Genomic DNA, 26,431 nt, shown 5'->3' with positions numbered 1-26,431 from the left:
GGCCCGGCTTTAGCCGGGAAATTGCCTTCCCGACTAAAGCCGGTCCCACCAGAGCCTGTTCCTCTGAATGCCTACAACTGCTCCAGCAGCCCCATGAATTCATCGTCGGACAGTCCCGAATCGGCAAAGTCCGCCGCCGTCGCCCGCCCGGCCTCGGGGTCCTGGCAATGGCCGATCAGGGCTTCGAGGCGCTGTACAAACTGTCGCGCCAGCTCCCTGACCAGGGCCGTTTCATGAGCCTGCGGTGCATAGCGCCATTCGATATGCAGTTGCCCGTCGAGGATCAGTGCATTGATATCCAGCCAGTGACTGCGCCGGGTATCGGCGGCGCGCATGCCGGGGCACAACGGCCGGGCCAGTTGCCACAGCTGCGACGCGGCCAGCCACTGATCGACGCGGCCCAGGTAGTTGAAGGACAACAGGCTGGCACCGCCCAGCTCATGACGCAGCAGGCCGTAGCCGATGCCCTGCTCCGGCACCCGGCGCAAGGCTTCCTTGGCGGCGATGACCGCCTGCCCGGGATCGTCATGGGCGCTGAGCAGCAACGGGTAGCGGCTGGTGTGCCAGCCAATCGAGGTGGACAGATCCGGCGCCTGCTCCCAGGCGCTGCGGCCGTGGCTTTCCAGCTCCACGGTGATGCGCTCGCGGCCAAGCCAACTGCCCATGACATCGGCCAGGGCGGCCATCAGCAGGTCTTGCACCTGGGTGCCATAGGCATCATGGCAATCACCGAGCAAGGCCTGGGTCTGCGCGGCCGAGAGCTGGCTGTCAAGGGTGCGACTGTCGCCATAAAGGTTTTCGCCTTGGGCCGCAGGCGCTTCGGCCGATAGCTGTTCGCGCCAGTAGTCGTGTTGGGCCTGCACCTGAGGGCGGTGGGCCTGCAAGGCTTCGCTCCACTGGTGGAAGCTGGCACTGGGCGTCGGCAAGACGGTCGCCGGTCCCTGTTGATACAGGGCTTCCAATTCCGGCAGGAGGATCTGCCAGGACACTGAATCGACGATCAGGTGATGGGCCGTGCACAGCAAATGCTGGCTCTGGCTGAAATAGACCCAGCGGATCAGCGGTGCCTGGTCAAGTTGCAGGCCGGTCTGACAGGCTTCGATCAGGGCATCATCCATCGCTTGATCGACAACCTGCACCAGGCTTTGCCGGGTCAGTTCGTCGAGGCTCTGATAGCGTTGCACCCAGACCTTTGAACCGGACTCGGTCCCACGAGGTTCGAACACCAGGCGCAGGCTGGCATGCCGACTCAGCAGCGCCTGGGCGGCTTCGTTGAAACGCGCAGGCTCCAGCGGTTGCGTCAGAGTCAGCAGCAACGACTGATTCCAATGCCGGGGTGCGCCCTGCTGATGATCGAAATACCAGGCTTGAATCGGTGTCAGGGCAAAGGGTTCGTTGGGCAGGCTATAGCGCGGCGCCGCCGGGCCTTTTTTCGCCAGGTCCACCGCCTTGGTCGCCCAGCCACGCACGCTGGGGAACTCGAAAATCTGTTTGGGCGTCAGCTTCAGGCCCTGCTGCTTGGCCTTGGCAATGATCTGCAGGCTGAGGATCGAGTCGCCGCCGACAGCAAAGAAGTTGTCATCCAGGCGCAGATCGGGCTTGCCGAGAATATCGGCGGCGATATCCAGCAGGCACTGTTCGCTGACGCTGGCCGGTTGCGCTGCGGCTTGCGGCGCAGAGACCGGCGCCGCCTGCTCCAGGCGTTGCCGCAAGGCCTTGTTATCGACCTTGCCGTTGGCCAGCAAGGGCAAGGTGTCGAGGCACAGCCATTGTGCGGGCAGCATATAATCCGGCAGCCGTGCGGCCAAGGCGCTCTGGATCGTTTCGAGCTGCGCCGGATCTGCCACGATAAAGGCGACCAGGCGGTTATTGGCCGCCCCTTGGGGTACATTCAATACCCGGGCATCGGCCACGCCATCGAGGCTGCGCAGTTGTCCGGCGACCTCCCCCGGTTCGACGCGGTAGCCGCGAATCTTCACCTGCTCGTCCAGGCGACCGAGGAACAGCACCCGGCCCAGACGATCCACACGCACCCGGTCGCCCGTACGGTAGCCGTGCTCGCCGAAGCGCTGCTGATCGGCCTGAGGCGCCTGCAGGTAACCCAGGGCCACGGTCGGCCCCTTGACCCAGAGTTCGCCGCTGACACCCACTGGCAGGATATTGCCGTGGGGCGAACGTACGCTGATCTCGACATTAGGTAGCGGCTGGCCCAGGGCGATCGATCCAGTCGAGTCGACTTCGTGGGTCAGCACCCCCACCGTAGTTTCACTCGGACCATAGTGGTTGACGACGCGCAGTTGCGGTGCCAGTGCCCTGATCCGCGCCACCAGTTCCGGGCTCAACGCCTCGCCGCCAACCACCAGGCACTGGCGCGGCAGCAGACGCTGCGGTTCGCTGGCAATAAGCAAGGCGCCCAGGTGCGACGGCACGATCTTGAGCATGTCCACTGGACTGCGTTGCAGGCTGTCGGCCAGTTCCTCGGCATCGAACGCCAACTCCTCGGCCAGCAGGCGCAGACGCCGGCCGCTGAGTAATGCGCCGAACAACGCGGTGTGGCCAAGATCGGTGGCGCAACTGGCCAGGCTGCTCAGGCTGGCATCCGTCGACAATTGCAGGCGCTGCAGCACACCCGTGACGTAGTGCATCAGGTTGCCCTGGCTGACTTCCACGCCCTTGGGCTGCCCCGTGGAGCCAGAGGTGTAGACCACATAAGCGGCCAGTGCACCGGGTAAGGCCGGGCGCAGGCTGGCATTGCTCGCAGGCGTGCTGCCCGGCGCTGGCAGTTCGAGCCAGTGCACGGAGGCAGGCAGCCACTGCGGCCGCTCTCCTGCGCCAACCCAGACCCGGGGCCGGGCATCTTCACAGATCGCCTGTTGCCGGGCGTCCGGCCATTTCGGATCCAGGGCGATATAGGTAGCGCCCACCTGCCAGCTGGCGAGCATATGCATCACCAGTTCGCGGCTACGCGGCAGGCATAGGGCAACACGCTCGCCGAGTTTGACTCCGGCCCGTTGCAGGGACTCACCGCGCTGCAATACCGCAGCGGCCAGCCGAGCGTAGTTAAGCTCGCCCTCGGCATCCTCGATCGCCACGGCCTGGGGCCGCTGCCGCACTTGCTCGACAAAGGCTTGCCAGGCATCGGCATGCACCGGCGCCAGGCTTTCGCCGTGTAATTGCGAGCGGTCGGCGTCCTTGAGCCAGTCCAGTCGGTTGATCGGCACCTCGGGTTGTTCCAGGGACGCCTGCACCAGCGCGATGAATTGCTCACTGAAACCCTGTACGGTTTCACGACGATACAACGCCTCGCTGTAGCGCCATTTGCAGAGGAAACCCAGGTCTTCCTCGACCACCACCAGATTCAATTCGTGGGCCGCGCCACGCTGCTCGGACAACAGGCGCTCGACATGCGCCTCGAACGGCGCGGTGCGCTCGCGGTTGAGGGTGAACATATGCTGGAATACCGGCGCCCGGCCCATTTGCCGGGGCAGATCGAGGTGCTTGACCAGGCGTGAGAACGGGTAATTACGGTGCCGGACGGCTTCCTTGAAATGCGCCGAGACCGCCTGTGCCCAGTCCGCCGTGGACAGTTCGGGACGAACCCGACAGCGGATCGGCAGCGGGTTGGCCAGATAGCCCGGCAGCCTCATCTGCGCGCGCTTGAGGCGCCAGCCACTGGGGGTGCCCAGGATGAAATCGTCCTGGCCACTGATCACGCCAAGGAATTGCTGAAACAGCGCGAACCAATAGATATAGGGCGTCACGCCCAGGCTACGGGCCACGGCGCGCAGGCGTTCGGCGTCATTGAGTGGCAAGCGCAAGCTCAGTTCGCCGCCCTGGAAGTCCTGGCTGCTGCCGTAGGCATAATCACAAGGCAGCTCAAGTGGCGGCGCATCGCCGAGCTGAGCGCGCCACCAGTCGAGTTTTTCACCTTCGTTTTCATCCGAGCGCAGGCGCAGCTCACTGCACCACTGGTGGTAAGCCTGGGGATCGACCGGTTGGAGGGTGTTGCCCTGCAACTGGCTGACCAACTCGTTGGCCACCACATAAAAGGTCTCAAGGTCCGAGACGATATGGTGAATGCTCACCACCAGCACCGGCGCGGCGGGCGCTGGCAGGGTCAGCAGCACGGCACGGCTGACCTCCCCGGCCTCAAGGTCGAACGGCCGGTCGGCCAGCTCACGGACCTTGCGTTGCAACGCCGCTTCGTCCGGGTCATTGAAGTCCTCGCAGAGTAACGGCTGGGGGCAGGCCCGTCGGTCCCACTGCACGGCCTGGCCGTCACGCTCAGCGAAGGCGGCGCACAGTTGCGGGTAGCGCAGTTGCACCGTGCGCCAGGCCTGGTCCAGGCGCAGGGCGATATCACCGTCGAGCAACTGCGGCTTGAGTCGCACTGCGTAGCCGATGTTATAGGCGCAGCTGTGCGGCGCCATGCGCTGCAGGAACCACAGCGCCTGCTCGTTATCGGTCAGTGGTCGGGCGGCAAAATAATCGGGGTGACTGTTCAGCCACTGCACGACCGCAGGGCCGTGGGCATCGAGCTGTTGCTGCAGCTCGGCCGTCAGGACGCCTGAAGGAGCAGGATCGATATGCAGCTGTTGATCGACCAGTGACAGACGAATTCCGCGCAGCCAGCAGCCATGCATCAGACCTTCGAGCATTGTGATTCCTTATTTTTCTTGTCCATTGGGCTTGATCAATAGGTGGGAGCCGGCTTGCTGGCGATAGCGTCCGTAGGGACGGCTTTAGCCGCGAGGCCAATTTCGCTCCCACAAGGACCTATTGCAGGCCTGCCGATGCCGGCTCAGCCATGGCCACGACAATCTTGCGCGTCCCCTGGAAGGTCGAGCGACCATGGGCCACCAGCATGTTGTCGAGCATAAGCACATCGCCTGCCTGCCAGGAAAACATCACCTGCTCACGCTCCAGTACGTCGCGGATATGGCTCAGCGCCGACAGCTCGATGGGCGAACCGTCGCCATAGAAAACGTTGCGCGGCACGCCCTCCTCGCCAACGATGGAAATCAGGGTATTGCGCAGGCTCTCGGCCAGATTGGAGAGATGGAACAGATGCGCCTGATTGAACCAGACCCATTCGCCGGATTGCGGATGGCGGGCGACGGCCTGGCACACCTGGCGGGTGCGCAGCTCGCCGTCTTCAGTCCACTCGAACTGAATATCGCTGTCCCGGCAGAAACGCTCGACCTGCGCCTCGTCCTCGGTACTGAACGCCTGTTGCCAGGTCAGGTCCAGGCCGTTGCCGTAGTTGCGCACATACATCAGGCGCTTCTCGGCGAATTTCTGGCGGATCGCCGGATCGATCTGCTCATACACCCGGCGACTGTCGGCGATCGGCGTTTCACCGCCCACTTCGCTGGCAGTGATGCAGTGGAACCAGATCTTCATCGGCCAGTTCAGCGAGTAGGACTGCTCGTTATGCAACGGAATGACCTGGTGCGCCGGATATTCAGTAGAGGTGTAGACCCGATTGTTGAGCTTGGTGCGGGGCGTGGAAGCGTAGTCGTAGGTCAGCAGCTCATGGCCGAAACTGCCGGCGAAGGCTTCGAAATCGTCAGAGCCGTTGAAGGCGAAGCCGCGCAACAGCACGCCACCGGCGCGGGGCAGTTCGCGTTCGATGGTCTTGTGGATCGAGGGCAGGTTTTCCCGCCAGGAGTCGCCATGGGCGGCGGCTTCGAGAACGTAAGGCAGAGTGGTCTGGTGTTCCGTGAGTTGAACCGTAGAACGGGTCATTTCAATATCCATTTGTCGTTCTCGCCTATGTAAGCAGTTTGCTTCGAGGCCGCTACAGTAGTGCAACATCTCCTTACACGCAATAGATAATCATTAACATTTGCAGATTTTCAACTGGCCATTGATAAGCCATTAGACCCAATAACCATGGGGGTTTATTGCTCGCGCCATGGCATTGGGTAAAAAGCTTATTCGTCGGATATTACGGTTGTTGGAGCACGAATTCACGCTCCGCCACATGGGAAAACAGTAAGTAAGCGGAGCCCAGAAGACCCTGCATAGTGTCGGCGTATCGGCTGCGATTGAGATAAAGAAACTGTCGGTTCTTTACGGCAAACAAGTTCTGCCACTGTGGCGCGCGACGGAAGTCGGCGGTACTGGTTTCCGAGTCGAGCATTTCTTCATAGGTGTCGATGATGAAATCACTGTTGAAGTCGCCGATACGCTCCAGGCTGTAGGGTACATTGGCCTTGCCATCACGGTAGGCGGCGACGCGACCGAGGCCGAAGTCCTTGATCACATCATCCATCCCGCCCCGACCGATCAACTGAAAACTGTCCGGGTACACCTCAAGGGTGGTGACACTGATCCGTGCCGGGTTTTTCACCCGTTTCTTGAATTCGCCGACCAGAGCCTGGTATTCGGTGAGCATCTCGTTGTAACGGGACTGCTTGCCGACCAGGTCGGCCAGCTCTTTGGCATAACCCTGGATATCCCCTTCCCTCACTGGCAAGAGCACCACGGGAGCGATCTTGCTCAGCTTGTCCTTGAGGTCGGCATGATAGGACAGGCCGACGATCAGATCCGGCTTGAGCGCAGCAATGGCCTCCAGGTCCGGGGATTGCTGCGAGCCGACATACTGAATGGCGGAGACGTCGAAGCGTGGCTGGGCACCGCGGAACAGCACATCGGAAAACAGCTTCTTGCGCCCGACCGAACCACAGGGCGTGACACCCAGCTCCAGCAACTGGGTGGTCAGGCTCAGATCATGCAGCGAGACGATGCAATGCGGCGCCACCGGCACTTCGACACGGCCGAAGCGGTTCTCGAATGTGCGGGTCTCAGCCGCCAGTGCCTGGGCACTCAACATCACCAGCCCCATCAGGGCACACAGGCTGTACAGACAATTCTTCACGCTGGTTGCCACACAGGATCTCCTTGAACAATGAACATGCCGTCAGCGATTGCGCTGACGGGCGAGCAGAAAAATCAGATAAGGCGCACCGATAATAGCCACCACCAACCCGGCCGGCAGCTGCAAGGGCGCAAACAGACCGCGCCCCAGAGTGTCGCCGAGCAGTACCAGCACGGCCCCGACCAGGGCGGAAAACGGTATCAACGCACCGTGACGGTCACCGCACAACTGACGGGCCAGGTGCGGGGCGATCAGGCCGACAAAGGTCATGGTGCCGACATTGGCCACGGCCGCAGCGGTCAGCATCACGCTGCACAGCAGCAAGGCGCCGACCAGCGCCGGCACATTCAGGCCGCGACTCAGGGCCACGGCATCGCCAAGCTGCAACAGATTCAGCGGACGGTGACAGAACAACAGCGGCGTACCCGCCAGCAACAGCCACACGCTCATGCTCTGCACATGAGCCCAGTCGGCGCGGTGCAGGCTGCCGCCCAACCACATCAGTGCCGACTCCACCCGGTCGATATTGCCGTAAGTAATCAGCAGATCGGCCACGGCGCTGAGCATGGCGGTCAGACCGACGCCCACCAGGATCAGGCGCAACGGCGAGATACCACGACGCCAGGACAACGCCACGACGAACAAGGCCACCGTCAGTCCACCGGCCAGCGCGGCCAGGGGATACAGCGACAGCGGCAACAGATCCGGCCACAGCACCAGGATCAGCAGCATGGTTACGCTGGCCCCGGACTCGACCCCCACCAGCCCCGGGGCAGCCAAGGGATTGCGGGTCAACGATTGCAGGAGCAGACCGGCCAGAGCCATGGCCGCCCCGGCGCTCATGGCCAGCAGAATGCGCGGCAGGCGCAGCTCCCAGACCACATTGAGAAGCGAATCGCTGCTGCGGGCGGAAAAAAACAGCGCCTGCCAGGCCTGGCCGACACTCAGGCGATAGCTGCCCACTGTCAGGGCATACAGGGCCAATGCCAGCACCGCCAGCAGCAGCAACAGGCCGGTCAAAAGGTCAAGGCGCCTGCCCGGGCGGGAAAATCCCGCGGGACGCTTCGCGGTTTGGGTATTGGCAGTGACCACGGCGTTCATCGAATCCTCCGCAGTACCAGCACCACGAAGATCGGCCCGCCGATCAGGGCGGTGACGATGCCGGTATTCAATTCATAGGGGCTGACCACCACCCGCGCGGCGATATCGGCAAGGATCAGCAGCAAGGCGCCGAGCAAGGGCGCGGTCAGCAGCAGCCGCCGATAATCATCGCCGACCAGCAGCCGCGCAGCATGGGGCACCACCAGACCGACAAAGCCGATCGGCCCGGCCATGGCCACGGCACAGCCCGACAGCAGCACCACTGAGGCCAGGCCGCAGATACGCATTTTCACCAGATTGACGCCCATCCCCGCCGCTGCCTGAGCACCCAGGCGATGGACATTGAGGGCATTGACGTTGACCAGGCACAGCAGCATGCCCACCAGCAGGTACGGCCAGACCCACTGCTGCATATTGCCGCCAGTGACGCCCAGAGAGCCGGTCAACCAGCGACGCAGGCTGTCCAGCCCCTGCTGATCGAGCAACAGCAGTATTGACGTCACGGCGCTGAACAGCGCCGCCATCATTGCTCCGGACAAGGTCAGGCGCACCGGGTTGTGGCTGCGTCCGGCCAGCAACAACACCCCCGCCGCCGCCGTCAGCGCCCCGGCAAAGGCGAACAGCGGGATCATCGACATGTCATTGCCGGGCAGCACCAACAGGCCGAACACCACAAACAGTGCCGCACCGCTGTTGATCCCGAGGATGCCGGGGTCGGCCAGGGGATTGTCGCCCACCGCCTGCATGACCGTGCCTGCCAGGCCCAGGCTGGCCCCGACCAGCACTGCTACCAACAACCGCGGCAGGCGGGCGCCGCGAATCACACTCTGGTCAGGATCGCCCGGCAAATAGGCACTCAGGGCCTGCCACACTGTGTGCCAGGGAATGTCCTTTGCACCTACCGCCAGATGCACCACCGAGGCCAGAGCAATGGCCAGCAGCACCAAGGGAATCATCAACGCAGAATCACGCCTCATGAAAGAAGCTCTGCCCGGGCCTGGCGGGTCTTGGGCACGCAAAGCAGATCGCCGGAAAAAGGATCGGTGATGATATGAGCATCCAGGTCGAACACCTGCTTGAGGTTGTCCTCGGTGAAGACCTGGGCCGGGCTACCCTGGGCCAGCAGATTACCCTTGCACATCATCACCAGATGGTCGGCGTAGCGCGCCGCCTGATTGAGGTCGTGGAGCACGGCGACAATGGTGCGACCCTGCTGACGCAATTCCACCAGCAGTTCGAGCAAGGCGATCTGGTGGGCGATATCGAGAAAGGTGGTGGGCTCGTCGAGAAGGATCACCGGAGTGTCCTGGGCCAGGGTCATGGCAATCCAGCAGCGTTGCAGCTGTCCGCCCGACAGGGTTGCCAGAGAACGGTCGAGCAGATGCTGGATATCGGTCAGGGCGATGGCCTGGTCGATGGCGCGCTGATCCTGTTCCGACCACTGCTGCCACCAGCCCTGCCACGGAAAACGCCCCTGGACCACCAGTTCGCGCACGGTCATGCCCGCCGGGGATGTGGCCCGCTGCGGCAGCAGGGCCAGTTGCCGGGCCAGGGCACGCCGCGAATAATCACCATGGGGTTTGTCGGCCAGCACCACTTCGCCAGCGTCGGGCTTCTGCATCCGCGCCAGTACGTTGAGCAGGGTGGTCTTGCCGCAGCCGTTGGCGCCGATCAATGCGGTAAAACGTCCGGCCGGGATGGTCAGGCTGACGTCGTCGAGGACTTGCAGATCGGCAAAACGCAGGCTCAGGCGGGAGGCTTTCAACATTCACGCAGTTTCCATAATCCATTGGGGCCCGAGTCGGTCGCGGCAACACTTGCGGGGCCGGGGCGTTTTAACGGGCTGATTCTGTCACTAAAAATGTGCAAGCTGGTATCGAGAATTGTACAAATACAAAAAATACTAATGCTAATCCTTCGCATTTGAGTATAAAGTATGCCCCGTCGACAGCAGGCCCCACCTTCAGTTCCCTGCCCCGCTCGATAGATGCCATCAGGAAGTGCAGCTGCCCACCCCACGGGCAATAAATAACACACCCAGGACTTCTTCAATGTGTGACAACAAAACCTATAGGCTCCTCGGTCAGCGTCCCGGTGCTTTCAATCAGGCATTCAGCATGACCGCTTTGGCGCTGGCCCTCGGTGCCGCTTCAGCCATGGCCCATGCGGTCGAAGCCACCGACAGCAACAATGCCGTGCAGTTGGACCCGATCGATATCAAGTCCAAGACCAGCGAGCAACCCACCGAGCACGTCAATGGTTATGTTGCCCTGCAGAACGCCAGCGGCACCAAGACCAGTACGCCCATCGTCGAAACTCCGCAGTCGATCTCGGTGGTGACCAGTGATGAAATCCGTGACCGCAAGTCCGACACTATCGCCGATGCCCTGAGCTACACGCCGGGCTTCACCTCGCAGCCGAGTACCTTTGCCCGTACTTCCGACCGTTTCCGCATTCGCGGCTTCGACGTCGAGTCGGCCAACGGCGGCCTGCTGCGCGATGGTATGCGCCTGCAGGTCAACTCTTATGACGGCGTGCAGGAACCCTACGGGTTCGAGCGTATCGAGGTGGTCCGTGGTGCCGCTTCCGTGCTCTACGGCCAGTTGTCGCCGGGCGGCATGGTCAATGGTGTCAGCAAGCGCCCTACCGATACCCCGCTGCACGAATTGAACCTGGAAGTCGGCCAGAACGACCGTCGCCAGCTGTCCGGTGACTTCGGCGGCGCCCTCACCGACACCCTCAGCTATCGCCTGACGATGCTCAAGCGCGACAGCGACACCTCTGTTGATCATATCAACGACGACAAGACCTATATCGCCCCGGCCATTACCTGGCGCCCGGACGAAGATACGTCCCTGACCCTGCTGTCGTTCTTCCAGAAGAGCGACACCAAGTTCGCCGCCCCGCTGCCCTACCAGATGGTCAAGGGCGTCGGTAACGGTCCGTTCACCATCGGCCGCCACGACTTTGTCGGCGAGCCGAACTACGACGACATGAACGGCCAGATGTCGGCACTGGGCTACGAATTCGAACACCGCTTCGATGAACACACCCGCATCAGCAACAAGCTGCGCTATTACGAGTCCGACGTGAAATGGAACTACATGCAGTTCCAGACCGGCGCCGCCGCCGTTACCGCGTCAGCCAACACCGGTATCATTCGTCGCCAGTACAGCGACCGCCGAGAGCATTCGCGCAACTGGAGCAGCGACACCAATATCGAATCGAAATGGAACCTCGGCGGCATGGAGCACACCTTCCTGGTGGGCTTCGACGGCTATGACACTTCCTACGACTCGCATAACTTCCGCGCCAACTCGGCGAACCTCGACACACGTACCTACGCTTACGGCGCGCCGATCATCCCCAACCACGCCCAGGCCGCCGACCGTGGTTCGCAGATCGATATCCTGCAAAAAGGTATCTACCTGCAGGACCAGATCAAGTTCGACGATCACTGGATCCTGCTGCTGGGCGGCCGCCATGACTGGGCCAACCAGGATCAGCGCGGCTTTGCCACTGGCGCAACCGCCAATCAGGACAACGAAGCCACCACCTACCGTGCCGGCCTCATCTACAAGGCCGACAACGGCCTGGCGCCTTACATCAGCTACAGCGAGTCGTTCTACCCGGTGGCGGTGGCCGAGATCACCGTGCCCGGCAAGACCTACAAGCCCACCGAAGGCAAGCAGTACGAAATGGGTATCCGCTACCAGCCTGACGGTAGCAACCTGATGTTGAGCGCGGCAGTCTATCAACTGACCCAGACCAACTCCCTGACCACCAACCCGGCCACCAATATCCCGCAGCAGGTTGGCGAGAAACGTGCCCGTGGCCTGGAGCTCGAAGCCAAGGCTGACCTGACCCCGCAACTGGCGGCGATTGCTTCCTACTCGTATACCGACTCGCGCATCACCAAGAGCGAGATCGCCAGCGAAGTCAACCAGCGCAGCGAAGACACCCCGTACAACCAGGCGCAGCTCTGGCTGAACTACAACTTCGCCCTGTTCGGCGCACCGAAACTGCACCTCGCCGGCGGCGCCCGCTTCCAGGGTGAAACCCGTGCCTCCGGCATCCCGGATGCGTTGCCGTCCTATACCTTGTTCGATGCCATGGCCAGCTATGAAATCGACAAGAACTGGAGCGTGGCCCTCAACGCCAACAACGTCACCAACAAGCGCTACACCTACTGCGAATTCGCCATCTGCCGGTATGGCGATGAACGCGAGCTGATCAGTTCGGTGAGCTTCAAGTGGTAAATACACCGCGTTAGCCTAAGCTATAGCAAATTGCCCTCGCCGATTGGCGGGGGCTTTTTTTATATCTTGATAGCTAGCAAATTCCATGGAATTGAGCATTGCACGTAGCCTACGTGCGCATCGCAACAATGCTACGTCGAAGCCAGGACGCGACCTTCTACAGGTCAAGGTTACGGTATCAATTCAAAGGATTTGAGGACCCATGGTCATGAACAAACACCCCGATGGTGAAGTGATCGTGGTTTTCAACGCTGGCTCTTCGAGCATCAAGTTCGCGGTGTTCGATGTCGGGCCCAGTCAGTTGCCACGCGAGCCCCGCTGGTCAGGCAAAGTAGAAGGCATTACCGGAGCGAATCCGACCATCAGTGAGGATGGCGGCGAACCCTGCCAACTGGCCCTGGACCCCGGCAAGCCCTACCACGCTGCCATGGATCACATTCGCCAGCGGTTACGGGTCAAGCTTGAAGGCCGGGCTATCCGGGCCATTGCCCATCGCGTGGTGCATGGCGGGGTCAAATACCACCAACCGGTGTTGATCGATGCTGCGGTACTGGCCGACCTGAAAAGCTACATTCCCCTGGCTCCGTTGCATCAACCCTTTGCCCTGGATGCCATCGAAACCCTGTTGCTCAGCCGTCCGGATCTGCCCCAGGTGGTGTGCTTCGACACTGCCTTTCACCAGACCCTGCCCGACGTCGAGAAAATCCTGCCGCTGCCCTGGAGCGCCTGGGAAAACGGCCTGCGCCGCTATGGCTTCCACGGTTTGTCCTATCAGTATCAATCCCTGGCGTTGGCCGAGCACTACGGCGCCCAGGCCATGGGCCGCACGCTGGTCGCGCACCTGGGCAGCGGCGCCAGCCTGTGCGGCATGCAGGAACTGCGCAGTGCCGTCACCACCATGGGTTTCTCGGCCCTGGACGGCCTGATGATGGGCACCCGCAGCGGCGCCCTCGACCCCGGCGCGGTGATCTACCTGATGGAAATCGGCAAGCTGAGCCTGGAGCAGGTCAGCCACATGCTCTATCACGAGTCCGGCCTGCTCGGCGTCTCTGGAATTTCCGCCGATCCGCGGGTCCTGCTTGAGTGCGAAGCCGCGCAACCCCGCGCCGCCATGGCCCTGGCGTTGTATCAGCGACGCTTCCTGCATGAAGCCGGCGCCCTGGTGGCTGCCCTTGGCGGCCTGGACATGCTGGTATTTACCGCCGGCATCGGCGAGCACAATGCCGAGATCCGGCGGCGCTTATGTGCGGCGTTGAGCTATCTCGGTATCGAACTGGATGACGCCGCCAATCGTGCTCATGCAGCGGTGATTTCCACCGCTGCCAGCCGGGTCAAGGTGGTGATCGAGCCAACCAATGAGGAGTGGGTGTGTGCCATGACGGCTCATCACCTTACTGATTGATGCGATCTTTGTGTAGGCGCTGCCGAAGGCTGCGAACCGACACTATCTGACACGCCGCTTTCGCAGCCTTCGGCAGCTCCTACAGTTTTATCCGGGCGGGCGCGGAAGAACTCACAGAAGAAGCTGATCGCACCGAACACTGCGATAAACGTCAGGATCAGCATGCCGAGGGTTGAGTTATTCATGGGGAAAGCCCTGTAGTGGAAGACAACCCCGGCAGTAATCCACTTCCCGCGTTCGCGGCGCAATCGACTCTACGGGATCTTTACGCGCTGGCCCCGGCTGATACGCACTCTATACGCGGGCAGCGCTGCAGCCTGGAATATCCGGTAATAGTCGCGGGCTGAAAAAAGAGAAGGGAGTAGATATAAATACCGCCTTTGCGTCCTGCCAAGGCTCTAATCTGCGCGCCTTCGTTGCCTCGGCAACGAGCGGATTTGACGATCCGACGCAAAGCTTTACGCCTCAGCTAAACACTTTTGATCCTCAATCGTGCTATGGCGGCTGCGTATGGAAGATCCTCGGATCTACCGGTTCTGCGTCCCGGTCGTCAATCCATATGTAGCCGCCACCCATTCGCCTGACGACGATGCAGGCGGCATTCATTTAGACGTAGAGGTTTGTTGATGACAGTTAATAACCTGCAAGACCGCTATACCCCCCTCTCCCACCCCGGCCTCGACAGCCCTGTCCTGATGCTCGATACCCAGGCTTCACTCAAAGACCTGCACGCCTGCACCGTGCTGCGGGTCAATCTCGTGACCCGATTCCTTGACACCCTGGCCAACCTCAAATGCACCGGTGCCGACGAACACGACCTCGTCGCCCTCGCCGGTACGGCGCTTATGCTGATGCAGGAAACCTGTGATGTGAACCGGGCGATTGAACAGCGCTTGTGGCGTGAGAGTGAAGCGCGTCTTTAACTCGCCGCCGCTCATTGTGGGAGCGTGGCTTGCCCGCGATTGGGCGATATGATCCATCTGAAAACCGCGTAACTCCCTTCGCGGGCAAGCCGCGCTCCCACGAAGAAGGTAACCTGGCCCACCAGTACTCATCCCAATCCAGCAAACAGAATCACCGCCGCCCGCAGTTTGTCCGCGCCAAAGCAACTCATGCGATTGAAATCAGCATGACTCACCGGCAAATGCTGACAATCCAGCGCCTGTCGATGCTGGCTATGGTCGATATCCGGATCATGCAGGTAGACAAAGTCCTGATCGCAATCGGTGACCATCACCCAATGCGGTGCCTTGGAGCGGGTCAGGCGATAGCTGCTGATCAATACCAGCGGCCTGCCGCCCTCGGCCAGCAAACGCGGCAGGTTGAGTGGCTGGTTATGCAGCTGACGCACATCGCTGGCCTGCAACTCGCGCTCGAATTCCTCATGCACCAGGCGCATCACCTGCTTCTTGTGCTCATCGCGCACGCCACCGAGAAATAACGGCCCCGGCACCGATACCAGCAGGCTCACGGCAAAACCCCGTCGGGCCGCCGCCAGGGCCAGTCCCTGCGGGCTACAGCCGCCATGGCCGGAGGTCATGAATACCGTGGTCGCTTCGCGCCACAGTTGCAGCTCCTCACGCCGCTCCATGGCGCGCGCAGGCTGCAAGGCTTTCATCGCCATCAGCAGGCACGCCGGGCCGCAGGTGAAATCCAGGGTCTGTTGGTAATACGGCACCTGGCGCATTTGACTGGCGCTGGGTTGCTGAATGCGCTTCTCGTAGCGCAGGGCCGGGGCATGATCCTGATAGTAATCCTCGACCTCGGCGAAACGTCGATAGCCCATGCGCTCGTATAAGCCGATAGCAGTCGGGTTATCGGGGCGCACTTCCAGACGCAGGTAGGCACAATCGCGCTTGCGGGCCTGCTCCTCGGCCTTGCCCAGTAACTGCCTGCCCAACCCCAGGCCTCGGGCCGAATCGGCAATCGCCAGGGAATACATACGCCCCAGCGAGGTGCCGCGATGGAACAGTACCAGGGCATAGCCGCACAGTTGCCCGCCACCCTCGGCGACGATCAGGCAGGCGTTGGCCCGGCTGATCATCCAGTGGAAATTGCGCGCCGAGAGCCGATCCATGGCGAAGCATTGATTCTCCAATTGCATCAATGCGTCGACATCCGCCGCGGTGGCATCGCGATATATAAAGTTCATGGGCACCGCCGTAAAAGTTAAGTAACGAAACGGGACATTTCCAAAAGCACATGCTTAATAGAAACGACTTGTTCCCCAATGGATCGACTACTTATGTCTGCGGTGCCGGTGAAGATGAATGAAGTATCAACGCAACTTTCCCATTCGGCAATCACGAAAAACATGGCGCCGGGCCGGGCAGGCAGCAGCCAGAGCCAACTGTTGATCATCGTTGAACGCCTTGAGGACTGGGCATCGTACTTTCCCAGCGAGGACCTGATCAGCGCCCAGGACTACCTGGAAAAACCGCAGCCCGACAACAGTGGCAAGCGCGTTCAAGTCATCAATCTGTGCCGCAGTTATAAATACCTCGGTCACGGTTACTACTGTTCCCTCTTGGCCGAAGCCCGCGGCCATCACGCATTGCCCTCAGTAAAAACCATTAGCGAACTGACCCGTAAATCGCTGTACGGTCTGGCCCTGGATGACTTGGACAAGTTACTCGAACATACCCTGCTCGATCATCCTTATAACGACACCGAAGCCTTTACCCTCAGCCTGTATTTCGGCCAGACCACCCTCGCACCTCTCAAGGACCTGGCCCGACAACTGTTCGAAGCCTTTCCCTGCCCGATCCTGCTGGTGGAGTTCCGCAAGCGCGGTAACTGGCATATCACCGGGATCAAGGCCGGCGCACTGCCGCGTCTTCGCGACGCTCAACAGGACGAGTTCGCCCTGGCCCTGGACGGTTTCAGCCGCAAGATCTGGCGTCAGCCGCGCTCGCGGCGCGTGGCCCGCTACGACTTGGCGATCCTGCATGACCCGCAGGAACAGCTGCCGCCGTCCAATGCCAAGGCGCTGGCCAACTTCATCCGGGTCGGCCAGGGCTTAGGCATCGATGTCGAACTGATCGAAAAGAAAGACTACGCCCGCCTGGCCGAATACGACGCGCTGCTGATTCGCGAGACCACCAGCGTCGATAACCACACCTATCGCTTCGCCAAGAAGGCCGAAAGCGAGGGCCTGGTGGTGATGGACGATCCGGCTTCGATCCTGCGCTGCACCAACAAGGTCTACCTGACCGACCTGCTCAACCGCCAGGGGCTGGGCATGCCCTGCACCGAGATCCTCTACAAGGATCGCCCCGACGATCTGGATCGGGTTGCCCAAAGGCTGGGCTTTCCCCTGGTCCTGAAGATTCCTGACGGCTGCTTTTCCCGTGGAGTGATCAAGGTGCAGGACCGCGAGGAAATGCTTGAAGCGACCGCGCAACTGTTCGAACACTCCGTGCTGTTACTGGCCCAGGAGTTTTTCTACACCGAATACGACTGGCGCATCGGCATTCTCAATCGCAAGCCGATCTTTGCCTGCCAGTACTTCATGTCCAAGGGCCATTGGCAGATCTATAACCACAAGGCCAAGGGCGGCGAGATCAACGGCGAATGCCGGACCATGGCCGTCCACGAGGCACCTCGCGCTGTCGTGGAGTTGGCGCTGCGTACCGCCAATCTGATCGGCAACGGCCTGTATGGGGTAGACCTCAAGCAGTCCGGGGACAAGGTGGTAGTCATCGAGGTCAATGACAATCCCAACCTGGATGCCGGTATCGAAGACGCCTATCTGAAGGATGATCTTTACAGCCTGGTGCTCGAGGAGTTTGTCCGCCGTCTGGAAATCAAGCGCCTCGGCCAGGCGTGGTGAGGCGATGATCAAGTCACTGCGACTGCAAGACGGTCGGCTCTACCCCGCCACGCAACAACCCGCTCAGGTGTTGTGGTGCAGCAAGCCCGATGTCGGCGACCACGACTGGTTGCGCCTGCACTTTCGTCTCGATGAGCACGCCGTGGCCTCGGCCCTGGACCCGGACGAAGTGTCGCGTATCGAGTTTCATCCCGACTCGCTGTTTCTGATCTGGAAGCGCCCGCAGAGCTACTCGGGGCAGGACAACTTCTCCTTCGATGTATCGTCGTTCGGCCTGCTGCTGCGTGATGATTGCCTGCTGCTGATCTGCAACGACGACCAGCCGCTGAGCGGGCTTGGCCGTCGTGAGATGATGAATGGGCCGATGGATGTGTTGCTGGACTTGTTGTTCAACAATATTCATCACTATCTGGGCCACCTGAAGGTGATCAAGATGGTCGCCCGGGAGTTACAGCAGAAATTCAATTCGTCCCTGGAAAACCGCCATCTGCTGCAGATGTTCAACCTCAGTGAGAGCCTGGTCTATTACATCAACGCGCTGCACAGCAACGGCGCAGTCCTGACCCGCTTGCGCAACCACGCCGAAAAAAAGCATTACAGCAGTGATTGCCTGGGGCTGATCGACGACATGATCATCGAGAACAACCAGTGCTACAAACAGGCAGAGATCTATTCGACGGTATTTGCCGGGCTTATGGATGCCCGGGGCAATCTGGTCAACAACAGCACCAATAACCTGCTGCGCAAGCTGACGCTGATTAACGTGGTGTTCCTGCCGCTGAATCTGGTGGCAGGTATTGGCGGAATGTCGGAATACAGCATGATGACCGCGCCACTGCCGTGGTGGTGGTCCTACACGGCGCTGATCATCGCGATGCTGGGGATGGGCGCGGCGATGGTCTGGGGTTTGCGGCGGATGGCCAGGGCGTCGTGATCAAGTAGAGGAAACACCGACCTGTGGGAGCGCGGCTTGCCCGCGAAGACAATATTTCAAACGATATATCTCTATCGGATTCACTGGCCTTTCGCGGGCAAGCCTCGCTCCAACGGGTCGTGTGAAGAATCGATCAGGTGTCAGCTCGGGCAACCCACCGGCCCATTGTTCAAGCCTTGCTTGTAATTCTCATACTCCAGCGACGCCTTGCCATTCACCCACTTGAGGGTCAGGACCAGCACCGAGTCGAAATCGTCACCGGTCCAGTCGTCCACCAGTTTTACTTTGTGGCCGGAGGCTTGCTGCGCCACCTTGTTGACCAGCTCTGGCAGATAGCCGTGGGACCAGGCGGTGTACACCGTTGCATCATGATATTTGTCGCGCAGCAGCTCCGCGGCCAGATCAGTGGTGTCGTTGGCGTCGTAGTCGATATTGATCGGCAGGCCGAGCTTGATGGCGCTTGGGCCGACTGTCATCAGAGGGCGCAGGTAGCTGTAGGACTTATCCCTGGCGCCTTCTTCGACGTGGCGGCTGGGGTTGGCAGCAAAGATGAAGTCAGCCTTGCCGAATTCCTTGGGCAGCAACTCCGACAGGTCGATGGCGCGATTCAGGCCCTGGCAGTTCAGCTGCCCCAGGCCCATATCAGGTTTCTCCGCATGGCGCAGGAACACCAGGGTCTGGGTGCCGTTGGCCGGCTCCGCATGCACGCCCAATCCGGCACCGAGGCTGAACACCGACGAGGTAATGATCAGCACTGGCAAAAGATAGTACCTGCCGTGCTTGCGTATACGGCTGAATAGGGGCGCTTTGAAAAAAGTCATGGGGGATGGCAGTCCGGGTATACGTTTAGGAAAGTACGACCGTTGAGGCGGGCCGCCGTGCAGCCCTGGATGACATCCTGTCGATCAATCGCCCGTCTTTGCTTAGGCTGTCTGAGAGTAGTGGCAATTTATTTCGGTATGAAGAATGCAGGAATCAGACGCGCAAATCCCCAAGTGGTTGCATCCACCGGTCAAATAAATGACTTTTTTGATGATTTCTCGCAACAAAATATTTCGACGGAACAGGAGGTTACCTCAATAGTGTGGGAGCCGGCTTGCTGGCGATCGAGTGCGCAGCACTCGCAATAAGCATCATTGAACGCGCCATCGCTAGCAAGCCGGCTCCCACAATGCGCTAGACGCGAGGCATGGCAGATAACGCAATCACCGCCCCGCGATGCTGTATCACGGTACTGGCCAACCGATGCCCGGCCTCGGCCGCCATGACCGGCTCCGCGCCCAACAGCCGCTCAGCCAGATACCCGGCACTGAACGAGTCCCCCGCCGCCGTGGTGTCGACCACCTGGGCGACCGCCTGGGCCGGGATCTCGAAGCGCTGGTCTGCGGCCTGGACCACGCAATGTTGCGCGCCACGCTTGACCACCACTTCAGGGATATCACCGTAGGCCGCCAGCAGTTGCCCGGTATCGGCGTAACCGTAGAGTGCCTGTTCGTCGTCCTCGGTCAGCAGCGCCAGGTCAACCTGTTGCAGGCACTCCCGATACGCCGCCCGGGCCTGTTCGACACTGGCCCACAGACGCGGCCGATAGTTGTTATCGAACACCACTTTCGCCCCGCGACTGCGGGCCTCGCTCAGCACGTCGAGTAAACGTGCCCGGCCTGGCCCACCCAGCACAGCCAACGTAATGCCGCTGAAATACAGTACGTCGTATTGCGGCAAAGCCTTGAGGATCGGCTCAGCCGCCGCCGTGGTGAAGCAGTCCCGCACCGCCGCTTCATTGCGCCAGTACAGGAAGCGCCGCTCGCCATTGCCGTCGGTCTGGATGCAATACAGCCCCGGTAAACGTCCCGGCAGACGCTGGACCTGATCGAGGCCGATGCCTTCCGCCGCCCATTGTCGGCACATGGCGTCACTGAAGCTGTCGTCGCCCAGGGCCGTGACGTAGTCCACCTGCGCGCGGCTGCCCAGCAGACGGGCCAGGTAGACGGCGGTATTCAGCGTGTCGCCGCCAAAGCTCTGGTGCAGACTGCCATCGGCATGCTGCTGCAACTCGATCATGCATTCGCCGATCAGGGCGATGCGCAGATTGGATTCAGGCATGGGCTGCCCCTCAGAAACAGGTATCGAAGGACTCGATCACCGCCAGGTCGTCACCGACCAGGCAGCCCGAACGCCATTTATCGAACGTCAGGCAGGGGTGCGAAGTGCCGAAGGCGATGATGTCGCCGATCTTCAACTCACAACCCGGTGCCACGGTCATAAAGGCGTGCTGATCCATCACGGCGGTGACCTTGCAGGCGCTGACGTCTTCGCCCTCGGCAGGCAGCACACCGGCCTTGTAACGCAGCAGCGGCATAGGCAGACCAGCGTCGTAGGCGACATCGCGTTTGCCCAGTGCGATCACGGCAAAGCCCGGCTCAGGCATGGATTGCACATGGGCCCAGATTTCCAGGGCCGGGCGCAGGCCTTCGGTGAGCTCGGTGCGACGGTCGAGAACGCAGCATTGCGCATCTTTATAGATGCCATGGTCGTGTACCACGTAGCTGCCGGGGCGCAGCACGCTGAGGAAGCGATCACGCACAGCCTTGGCGTCGAAGGCTTCGGCGATCAGGTCGTACCAGGCCGAGCCCGAGGCGGTAACGATGGGCCGGTCCAGAGCAAAAGCGCCCTTGTCCTGCAACTGCACGGCGAGGCTGACCAGCGAGGCCGCAAAAGCCTTGATGCCACTGACAGCCTGATCTCCGTGAATCACGCCTTCGTAGCCTTCGATGCCGGTCAGGGCCAGGGCCGGTTGGGCGGCGATGGCAGCAGCCACGGCCAGGACTTCCTGCTCGGAACGGCAGCCACAACGTCCGCCGACCACGCCATATTCGATCATCACGTTCAGACGCAAGCCGCGGGCGCCGAAGAACTCGCCCAAGGCAGCGACGTTATCCGGGTGATCGACCATGCAGTGGAAGTCGAACTGATCGTCGGCCAGCAGCTCGGCAATCAGTGCCATGTTTGGCGCGCCGACCAACTGGTTGGCCATCAGCACCCGGCGCACGCCATGGGCATAGGCGGCGCGGGTCTGCACGGCAGTGGCCAAGGTAATGCCCCAGGCGCCCTCTTCAAGTTGGCGACGGAACAGCGCCGGAACCATGCTGGTCTTGCCATGGGGAGCCAGTTCGGCACCGCTGTTGCTGACGAAAGCCTGCATCCAGCGAATATTGTGTTGCAGCGCTTCCTGATGGATGACCAGGGCAGGCAGGCTGACATCACGGACCAGGCTGTCACCGGGTTGTGCGGCGCCTTTTTCTACGGCGGCAATGCTCATTGTTGTTCTCCTGAAACAAAACACTGGATGCTGAATTGGAACGGTCCTACGGCATTGGATGGGGTTGGATCTCAGCCCCATCAATCATTGATTCGGCGAGCCAGGCCGTTGGCGCTGTCGATCAGCACCCGGCGATACTCGTCGTAGTTTTTCTTCGCGTCGGCCCGGGGCGCGACGATGCACAGGGTAGCCATGCAGATACCGTGTTCGTCCCGGACCGGGGCGGCGAAGCAATGGGTAAAGGTGTCGGCGACGCTGTCGAAGGAAAAGAAGCCCTCTTCGCCCGCGCGACGAATTTGCTCGATAAAGGTTTGCAGCGGCAGGCGCTCGCCGTCGGGCAGGATGAAATCCTCGGGGTCGATCAGGTCGCGGATCGCCTGGTCGCTCAAGTGGGCCAGCAACAGGCGACCGGAAGCCGTCCAGGGAATCGGCGCGTCTTCGCCGATATCCGAAGAAATACGGAAGTGCCGTTCGCCCTCTTTCATCAGCGCCACGGTGTATTTGCGCCCGTTGAGCAGGCACATTTGCGCGGTTTCCCGGGTCTGGCTGACGATCTCGCCCAGGCTGGCTTCGGCTTCGCGGGTGAAGTCGAAATGGCGCAGGTGCGCCTGACCAAGGAAATACAATTGTCGGCCCAGATAGACATGGCCGTCCTTGCCGACGGTTTCCAGGATGCGCCGTTCCAGCAGCGAACCAACCAGTTCATAGACGGTCGATTTCGGGCTGCCGATGCCGCTGGCGATTTCATTGGGCCGCAGGGGCGTACCCTTTTCCTTGAGGAAATCGAGAATATCGAACGCCCGGTCCAGGCCACGGGCCCTGCGTTTGATGGTGTCTTCGGTCATGTCGGTGCTGTCCTGGGAATGTGGCGCGGATTCTACGCCCGGTTACGCCGCTATCGTGCTGCAAACACGCAATCTGTAGGAGCTGCCGAAGGCTGCGAATGACTTTAAAACGCCTTCGCAGCCTTCGGCAGCTCCTACAAAACCTCATTTCAATTCAACTATGCGTCGAATTACACCGCCTTTTTCTTGTAGGCAATGCAATCAATCTCAACCTTGCAGTCCACCATCATATTGGCCTGCACGCAGGCCCGGGCCGGGGCGTGTTCGGGGCTGAAGTATTCGCCGAAGACCTTATTGAAACTCCAGAAATCCCGTGGATCTTCCAGCCAGACGCCGACACGCACGACGTCCTTCAGCTCATAACCGGCTTCGGTCAGGATCGCGACCAGATTCTTCATGGTCTGGTGGGTCTGCTCGACGATACCGCCATTGATGATCTCGCCATCAACGGCAGGCACCTGGCCGGACACATGCAGCCAGCCATCGGCTTCGACGGCACGGGCGAAAGGACGGGGCTGGCCGCCGCCAGCGGTGCTGCCTGCACCGTAACGAGTAATGCTCATGGGGATCTCCTGTCAGTGAGCTTAAAAGCGGATGTTCTTGAGGAATTCGCTCAAGCGCGCGGATTTCGGCTGCTCGAACAATGTCTTGGGTGGGCCCTGTTCCTCGATGCGGCCCTGATTCATGAAGACGATCTGGTCTGACACTTCATAGGCAAAGCGCATTTCGTGGGTGACCAGCAACATGGTCATGCCCTCTTCGGCCAGGTCCTTGATCACGCTGAGCACTTCGCCAACCAGTTCGGGGTCGAGAGCCGAGGTGACTTCATCGAACAGCATCAGGCTGGGATTCATGGCAATGGCCCGGGCAATGGCCACGCGCTGCTGCTGACCGCCGGACAGTTGCCCCGGAAAGTAATCGCGACGCTGCAGCAGGCCGACCCGGTCGAGCCATTTTTCGGCCAGTGCGACGGCCTGATCCTTGGGCATCTTCTTGACCTTGAGCAGGCCCAACGTGACGTTCTGCAAGGCGCTCAGGTGCGGAAACAGGTTGAACTGCTGGAACGCCATGCCGGTCATGGCGCGGTGCTGAGCGATGACCCGCTCGGCATGACGCACGCGCTTGCCGTCGATGTCGCTGTAGCCGATGTCCTGACCGTCAAGACGAATATGCCCGCCCTGGAACTCTTCCAGCAGATTGACGCAGCGCAGCAGAGTGGTCTTGCCTGAGCCGCTCGAGCCAATCAGCGTCACCACGTTGCCCTTGTTCATGCGCAGGTCGACGCCCTTGAGCACCTCGACCTCGCCATAAGACTTGTGCAGGCCTTCAATGCTCAGCAGGGCCGGGGCGATTTTTGCGGTTGAGATTTCGATCATGGCAAGGCCACCCGTTTTTCGATGAATCGCCCGAGCAGCTCGATGGCGTAGTTGATGACAAAGAACAGAAAACCGGCGAACAGATAGAACTCCAGGGTCATGAAGGTCCGGGCGATGATCTGTTGAGTGCTGAGCAGCAATTCGGCAACGCCGATCACCGAGAGCAGGGTCGAGGCCTTGACGATCTCGGTGGACGAGTTGACCCAGGTCGGCAGGATCTGCCGCAGCGCCTGGGGCAACAGCACGTACGCCAGGGACTGCTGAAACGTCAAGCCAATGGCCTTGCCCGCCTCCAGTTGCCCGCGGGGAATGGCCTGCAGCGCGCCGCGAACGATTTCCGCAACGTGGGAACCGCAGAACAGCGTCAGGCCCAGAGCGCCGGCCTGAAAAGCGCTGATCTGCCAGCCCAGGGCCGGGGCCATGTAAAACACGGCCAGTACCAGAACGAATACCGGTGTGCCGCGAATCAAGTCGACATACAGGCGAAACGGCAGGCGTGTCAGGGTGTTGCCGTAGGTCAGGGCCAACCCGGCGAACAGGCCGATGAACGTGCCGCAGACAATCGCCAGGGCCGAGCACTGGATACTGGTCAAAAAGCCTGACCACAGGGTTTCCCGGGCGGCCCAGAGCACTTGCAACCAAGTGAGTGGTGGATTCATCACAGCCTCCTAACGGCGTATCGCCAAGCGCTGTTCGAGGTAGCGCAAGAGCATGGCAATGAGATAGCAGGCAGCGACATACAACGCCGTGGTCACCAGCCAGGTTTCGATCACCCGGTAGCTTTCGACGTTGATCTTGCGTGCGTAATAGGTCAGTTCCGGCACGGCAATGGCTGCGGCCAGGGAGGTGTCCTTGAACAGCGAGATAAAGTTGTTGGACAGCGCCGGCAAAACGTTGCGCAGCATCACCGGCACCAGGATGTAGGCGCGCACCTGCCACTCGCCCAGGCCGATGGCCAACCCGGCTTCACGCTGGCCCTTGTGAATGCTCAACAGGCCTGCGCGGAACACTTCGGTCAGGTAGGCCCCGGCATAGAACGACAGGGTGACGATGAACGAGGACAGTTTGTCCAGGCGTATGCCCAGGCCCGGCAAGGCAAAGTAGATCAGCAGGATCAGCACCAGAATCGGCGTATTGCGCACCACGGTGACGTAGACCGAGGCCAGCACTCGAAGCGCGCGATAACGCGACAACAAGGCAAAAGCCGCCATCAGGCCGATCACGCAACCGATGGCAATGGAGATCAGTGCCAGCTCAAGGCCTAGCCCCAATCCCGCCAGCAGGCTGGGAAAATCGCGCCACACGGCGGAAAAATTCAACTGATAGTTCATGGTCAGCAATACCAGGGACGGGCAAGCCTTGCGGCCCACCCTGCCCCATCAATCAAGGTTCGACTTATTTGAATTCCATCGGGAAACCGATCGCAGGCGTCGGCAGATCCACGCCGAACCATTGCTTGAATGACGCTGCGTACATCGGGAACTCCACACCGGTCATGGCTTCATGCAGGGTGGTGTTGACGAAGTTCAGCCAGTCTTGATCGCCGCGCTTGACCGCGCAGGCGTAGGTTTGCGGGCTCCATGCGTAAGCCGGTGAACGATAGCGGCCAGGGTTCTGCACCATCAGGTACTTGACCGAGGACTGGTCGGTGGCAGCAGCATCGGCGCGCCCGGAATTGACGGCCTGGTACATCAGGTCAACGCTGTCGTATTGATCGACCTTGGCCTGAGGCAGGGCCTGGTGCACCAGTTCTTCGGCGTAGACGTTCTGCAACACGGCCACGGTAACGCTGGAACCGGCGGCCTTGAGGTCGTCGATTTCCTTGTACTTGCTCGCTTCCGGCAACAGCAGGCCGACGCCTTCGCGGTAATACGGCAGGGTGAAGGCAACCTGTTGGGCGCGGCTGGCGGTGACAGTGATGAACTGACAGGTGATATCGACCTTGTCCGTCAGCAGGTTGGGAATTCGCGCATCGGAGGACTGCACCACGTATTCGACCTTGCTCGGGTCGTTGAACAGACCTTTGGCAATGATGTGCCCGATATCGATATCGAAGCCGTGCAGCTTGCCGTCGACGCCCTGGAAGTGCCAAGGGGCGTTGGTGCTGCCGGTGCCGACCACCAGAGTGCCGCGTTTCAATACCGTATCCAGTTTGCTGTCGGCTGCCTGCACCGAAGTGACCAGGGTGGCTGTTGCCGCCAGCGCAAATGCACAAGCTTTTAGAAAGGAAGGTCCGCGATGCATGACATGAACTCCGCCGAGATAAGTGTTATTCCGTTATACCGGAACTAAGTATGTAACAACGGAATAGACAGCAGAAAGTGTGCCACAGAACCCCATGGCCCTGGCAAGCCCGAAAAAAGCGATTTAGATCAAGGTAATAACAATTGCCGTAGCGGCCGCTGGCGTAAATGCGAGGGGTAACCGTCTGCTACCGGCCCACCCAGGACTGGGTAACAAGGCCCCAATGCTGTGCGCGA

Annotated in this window: 22 protein-coding genes; 5 read left to right on the top strand and 17 right to left on the bottom strand. The window is 60.8% G+C overall.

Features of this window, described 5'->3' with window-relative positions; all coding sequences use genetic code 11:
• Nucleotides 1-71 precede the first annotated feature (71 nt).
• The 6 genes from AC1Z24_RS15180 to AC1Z24_RS15155 form a co-directional block, all read right to left on the bottom strand.
• On the bottom strand, nt 72-4,658 hold the full coding sequence (locus AC1Z24_RS15180) for a condensation domain-containing protein (RefSeq protein ID WP_483746352.1): 4,587 nt from the start codon (nt 4,656-4,658) through the stop codon (nt 72-74).
• A gap of 118 nt (nt 4,659-4,776) precedes the next feature.
• Nucleotides 4,777-5,748 carry a TauD/TfdA family dioxygenase gene (locus tag AC1Z24_RS15175; protein WP_483746351.1) on the bottom strand — a complete coding sequence of 324 codons (972 nt, stop codon included), beginning with the start codon at nt 5,746-5,748 and terminating at the stop codon, nt 4,777-4,779.
• 202 nt (nt 5,749-5,950) lie between these two features.
• Nucleotides 5,951-6,895, bottom strand: coding sequence for an ABC transporter substrate-binding protein (locus AC1Z24_RS15170; RefSeq protein ID WP_483746350.1), 945 nt, complete (start codon nt 6,893-6,895; stop codon nt 5,951-5,953).
• A gap of 30 nt (nt 6,896-6,925) precedes the next feature.
• Entirely contained in the window at nt 6,926-7,984 is a 1,059-nt protein-coding gene (locus AC1Z24_RS15165; protein WP_483746349.1) for a FecCD family ABC transporter permease, read from the bottom strand.
• On the bottom strand, nt 7,981-8,961 hold the full coding sequence (locus tag AC1Z24_RS15160; protein WP_483746348.1) for a FecCD family ABC transporter permease: 981 nt from the start codon (nt 8,959-8,961) through the stop codon (nt 7,981-7,983). The genes AC1Z24_RS15165 and AC1Z24_RS15160 overlap by 4 nt, the downstream gene beginning before the upstream one ends.
• Nucleotides 8,958-9,752, bottom strand: a complete 795-nt coding sequence (locus AC1Z24_RS15155; RefSeq protein ID WP_483746347.1) for an ABC transporter ATP-binding protein — start codon at nt 9,750-9,752, stop codon at nt 8,958-8,960. The genes AC1Z24_RS15160 and AC1Z24_RS15155 overlap by 4 nt, the downstream gene beginning before the upstream one ends.
• Before the next feature lie 349 nt (nt 9,753-10,101).
• Here AC1Z24_RS15155 and AC1Z24_RS15150 point away from each other — a divergent pair, with 349 nt between their 5' ends.
• Both AC1Z24_RS15150 and AC1Z24_RS15145 read left to right on the top strand, forming a co-directional pair.
• On the top strand, nt 10,102-12,243 hold the full coding sequence (locus AC1Z24_RS15150; RefSeq protein ID WP_483746346.1) for a TonB-dependent siderophore receptor: 2,142 nt from the start codon (nt 10,102-10,104) through the stop codon (nt 12,241-12,243).
• Between the two features lie 208 nt (nt 12,244-12,451).
• The gene (locus AC1Z24_RS15145) at nt 12,452-13,645 is read left to right on the top strand and encodes an acetate/propionate family kinase (RefSeq protein WP_483746345.1); all 1,194 of its coding nucleotides are present in this window, start codon (nt 12,452-12,454) and stop codon (nt 13,643-13,645) included.
• On the opposite strand, the gene AC1Z24_RS15140 is transcribed toward AC1Z24_RS15145, so the two are convergent.
• Nucleotides 13,630-13,830 carry a hypothetical protein gene (locus tag AC1Z24_RS15140; RefSeq protein WP_483746344.1) on the bottom strand — a complete coding sequence of 67 codons (201 nt, stop codon included), beginning with the start codon at nt 13,828-13,830 and terminating at the stop codon, nt 13,630-13,632. The two genes, AC1Z24_RS15145 and AC1Z24_RS15140, sit on opposite strands and share 16 nt — an antisense overlap.
• A gap of 441 nt (nt 13,831-14,271) precedes the next feature.
• Between AC1Z24_RS15140 and AC1Z24_RS15135 the strand changes: the two genes are divergently transcribed.
• Nucleotides 14,272-14,568, top strand: coding sequence for a hypothetical protein (locus AC1Z24_RS15135; protein ID WP_483746343.1), 297 nt, complete (start codon nt 14,272-14,274; stop codon nt 14,566-14,568).
• A gap of 128 nt (nt 14,569-14,696) precedes the next feature.
• Here the strand turns inward: AC1Z24_RS15135 and AC1Z24_RS15130 are convergent, their stop codons facing one another.
• Nucleotides 14,697-15,797, bottom strand: a complete 1,101-nt coding sequence (locus AC1Z24_RS15130) for a peptidase C39 family protein (RefSeq protein WP_483746342.1) — start codon at nt 15,795-15,797, stop codon at nt 14,697-14,699.
• Between the two features lie 93 nt (nt 15,798-15,890).
• On the opposite strand from AC1Z24_RS15130, the gene AC1Z24_RS15125 reads away from it, so the two are divergent.
• Both AC1Z24_RS15125 and AC1Z24_RS15120 read left to right on the top strand, forming a co-directional pair.
• Entirely contained in the window at nt 15,891-17,477 is a 1,587-nt protein-coding gene (locus AC1Z24_RS15125) for a RimK family protein (protein ID WP_483746630.1), read from the top strand.
• Nucleotides 17,478-17,481: 4 nt separating this feature from the next.
• On the top strand, nt 17,482-18,411 hold the full coding sequence (locus tag AC1Z24_RS15120; RefSeq protein WP_483746341.1) for a magnesium transporter CorA family protein: 930 nt from the start codon (nt 17,482-17,484) through the stop codon (nt 18,409-18,411).
• A gap of 140 nt (nt 18,412-18,551) precedes the next feature.
• On the opposite strand, the gene AC1Z24_RS15115 is transcribed toward AC1Z24_RS15120, so the two are convergent.
• The 9 genes from AC1Z24_RS15115 to AC1Z24_RS15075 form a co-directional block, all read right to left on the bottom strand.
• Nucleotides 18,552-19,232: a hypothetical protein gene (locus AC1Z24_RS15115; protein ID WP_483746340.1), complete on the bottom strand. Its 681-nt coding sequence runs from the start codon at nt 19,230-19,232 to the stop codon at nt 18,552-18,554.
• Between the two features lie 355 nt (nt 19,233-19,587).
• The gene (gene kdgK, locus AC1Z24_RS15110; protein ID WP_483746339.1) at nt 19,588-20,514 is read right to left on the bottom strand and encodes a 2-dehydro-3-deoxygluconokinase; all 927 of its coding nucleotides are present in this window, start codon (nt 20,512-20,514) and stop codon (nt 19,588-19,590) included.
• Nucleotides 20,515-20,524: 10 nt separating this feature from the next.
• The gene (locus tag AC1Z24_RS15105) at nt 20,525-21,730 is read right to left on the bottom strand and encodes an amino acid deaminase (protein WP_483746338.1); all 1,206 of its coding nucleotides are present in this window, start codon (nt 21,728-21,730) and stop codon (nt 20,525-20,527) included.
• 80 nt (nt 21,731-21,810) lie between these two features.
• Nucleotides 21,811-22,575, bottom strand: a complete 765-nt coding sequence (locus AC1Z24_RS15100; RefSeq protein WP_483746337.1) for an IclR family transcriptional regulator — start codon at nt 22,573-22,575, stop codon at nt 21,811-21,813.
• Nucleotides 22,576-22,745: 170 nt separating this feature from the next.
• A complete protein-coding gene (locus AC1Z24_RS15095) occupies nt 22,746-23,138 on the bottom strand; it encodes a RidA family protein (protein WP_259103787.1) in 393 nt (130 codons plus the stop codon).
• 21 nt (nt 23,139-23,159) lie between these two features.
• Nucleotides 23,160-23,951, bottom strand: coding sequence for an amino acid ABC transporter ATP-binding protein (locus tag AC1Z24_RS15090; protein WP_483746336.1), 792 nt, complete (start codon nt 23,949-23,951; stop codon nt 23,160-23,162).
• Nucleotides 23,948-24,610 carry an amino acid ABC transporter permease gene (locus AC1Z24_RS15085; protein WP_483746335.1) on the bottom strand — a complete coding sequence of 221 codons (663 nt, stop codon included), beginning with the start codon at nt 24,608-24,610 and terminating at the stop codon, nt 23,948-23,950. Before AC1Z24_RS15085 ends, AC1Z24_RS15090 begins: the two co-directional genes overlap by 4 nt.
• A gap of 9 nt (nt 24,611-24,619) precedes the next feature.
• Nucleotides 24,620-25,282, bottom strand: a complete 663-nt coding sequence (locus AC1Z24_RS15080) for an amino acid ABC transporter permease (RefSeq protein ID WP_259103972.1) — start codon at nt 25,280-25,282, stop codon at nt 24,620-24,622.
• Nucleotides 25,283-25,346: 64 nt separating this feature from the next.
• A complete protein-coding gene (locus AC1Z24_RS15075; protein WP_259103791.1) occupies nt 25,347-26,195 on the bottom strand; it encodes a transporter substrate-binding protein in 849 nt (282 codons plus the stop codon).
• Nucleotides 26,196-26,431 lie beyond the last annotated feature (236 nt).

The sequence above is a fragment of the Pseudomonas sp. JL23 genome, from assembly GCF_056933585.1.
Note: the sequence above shows the minus strand (reverse complement) of the source record. Positions and strands in the feature narration are given on the sequence as shown.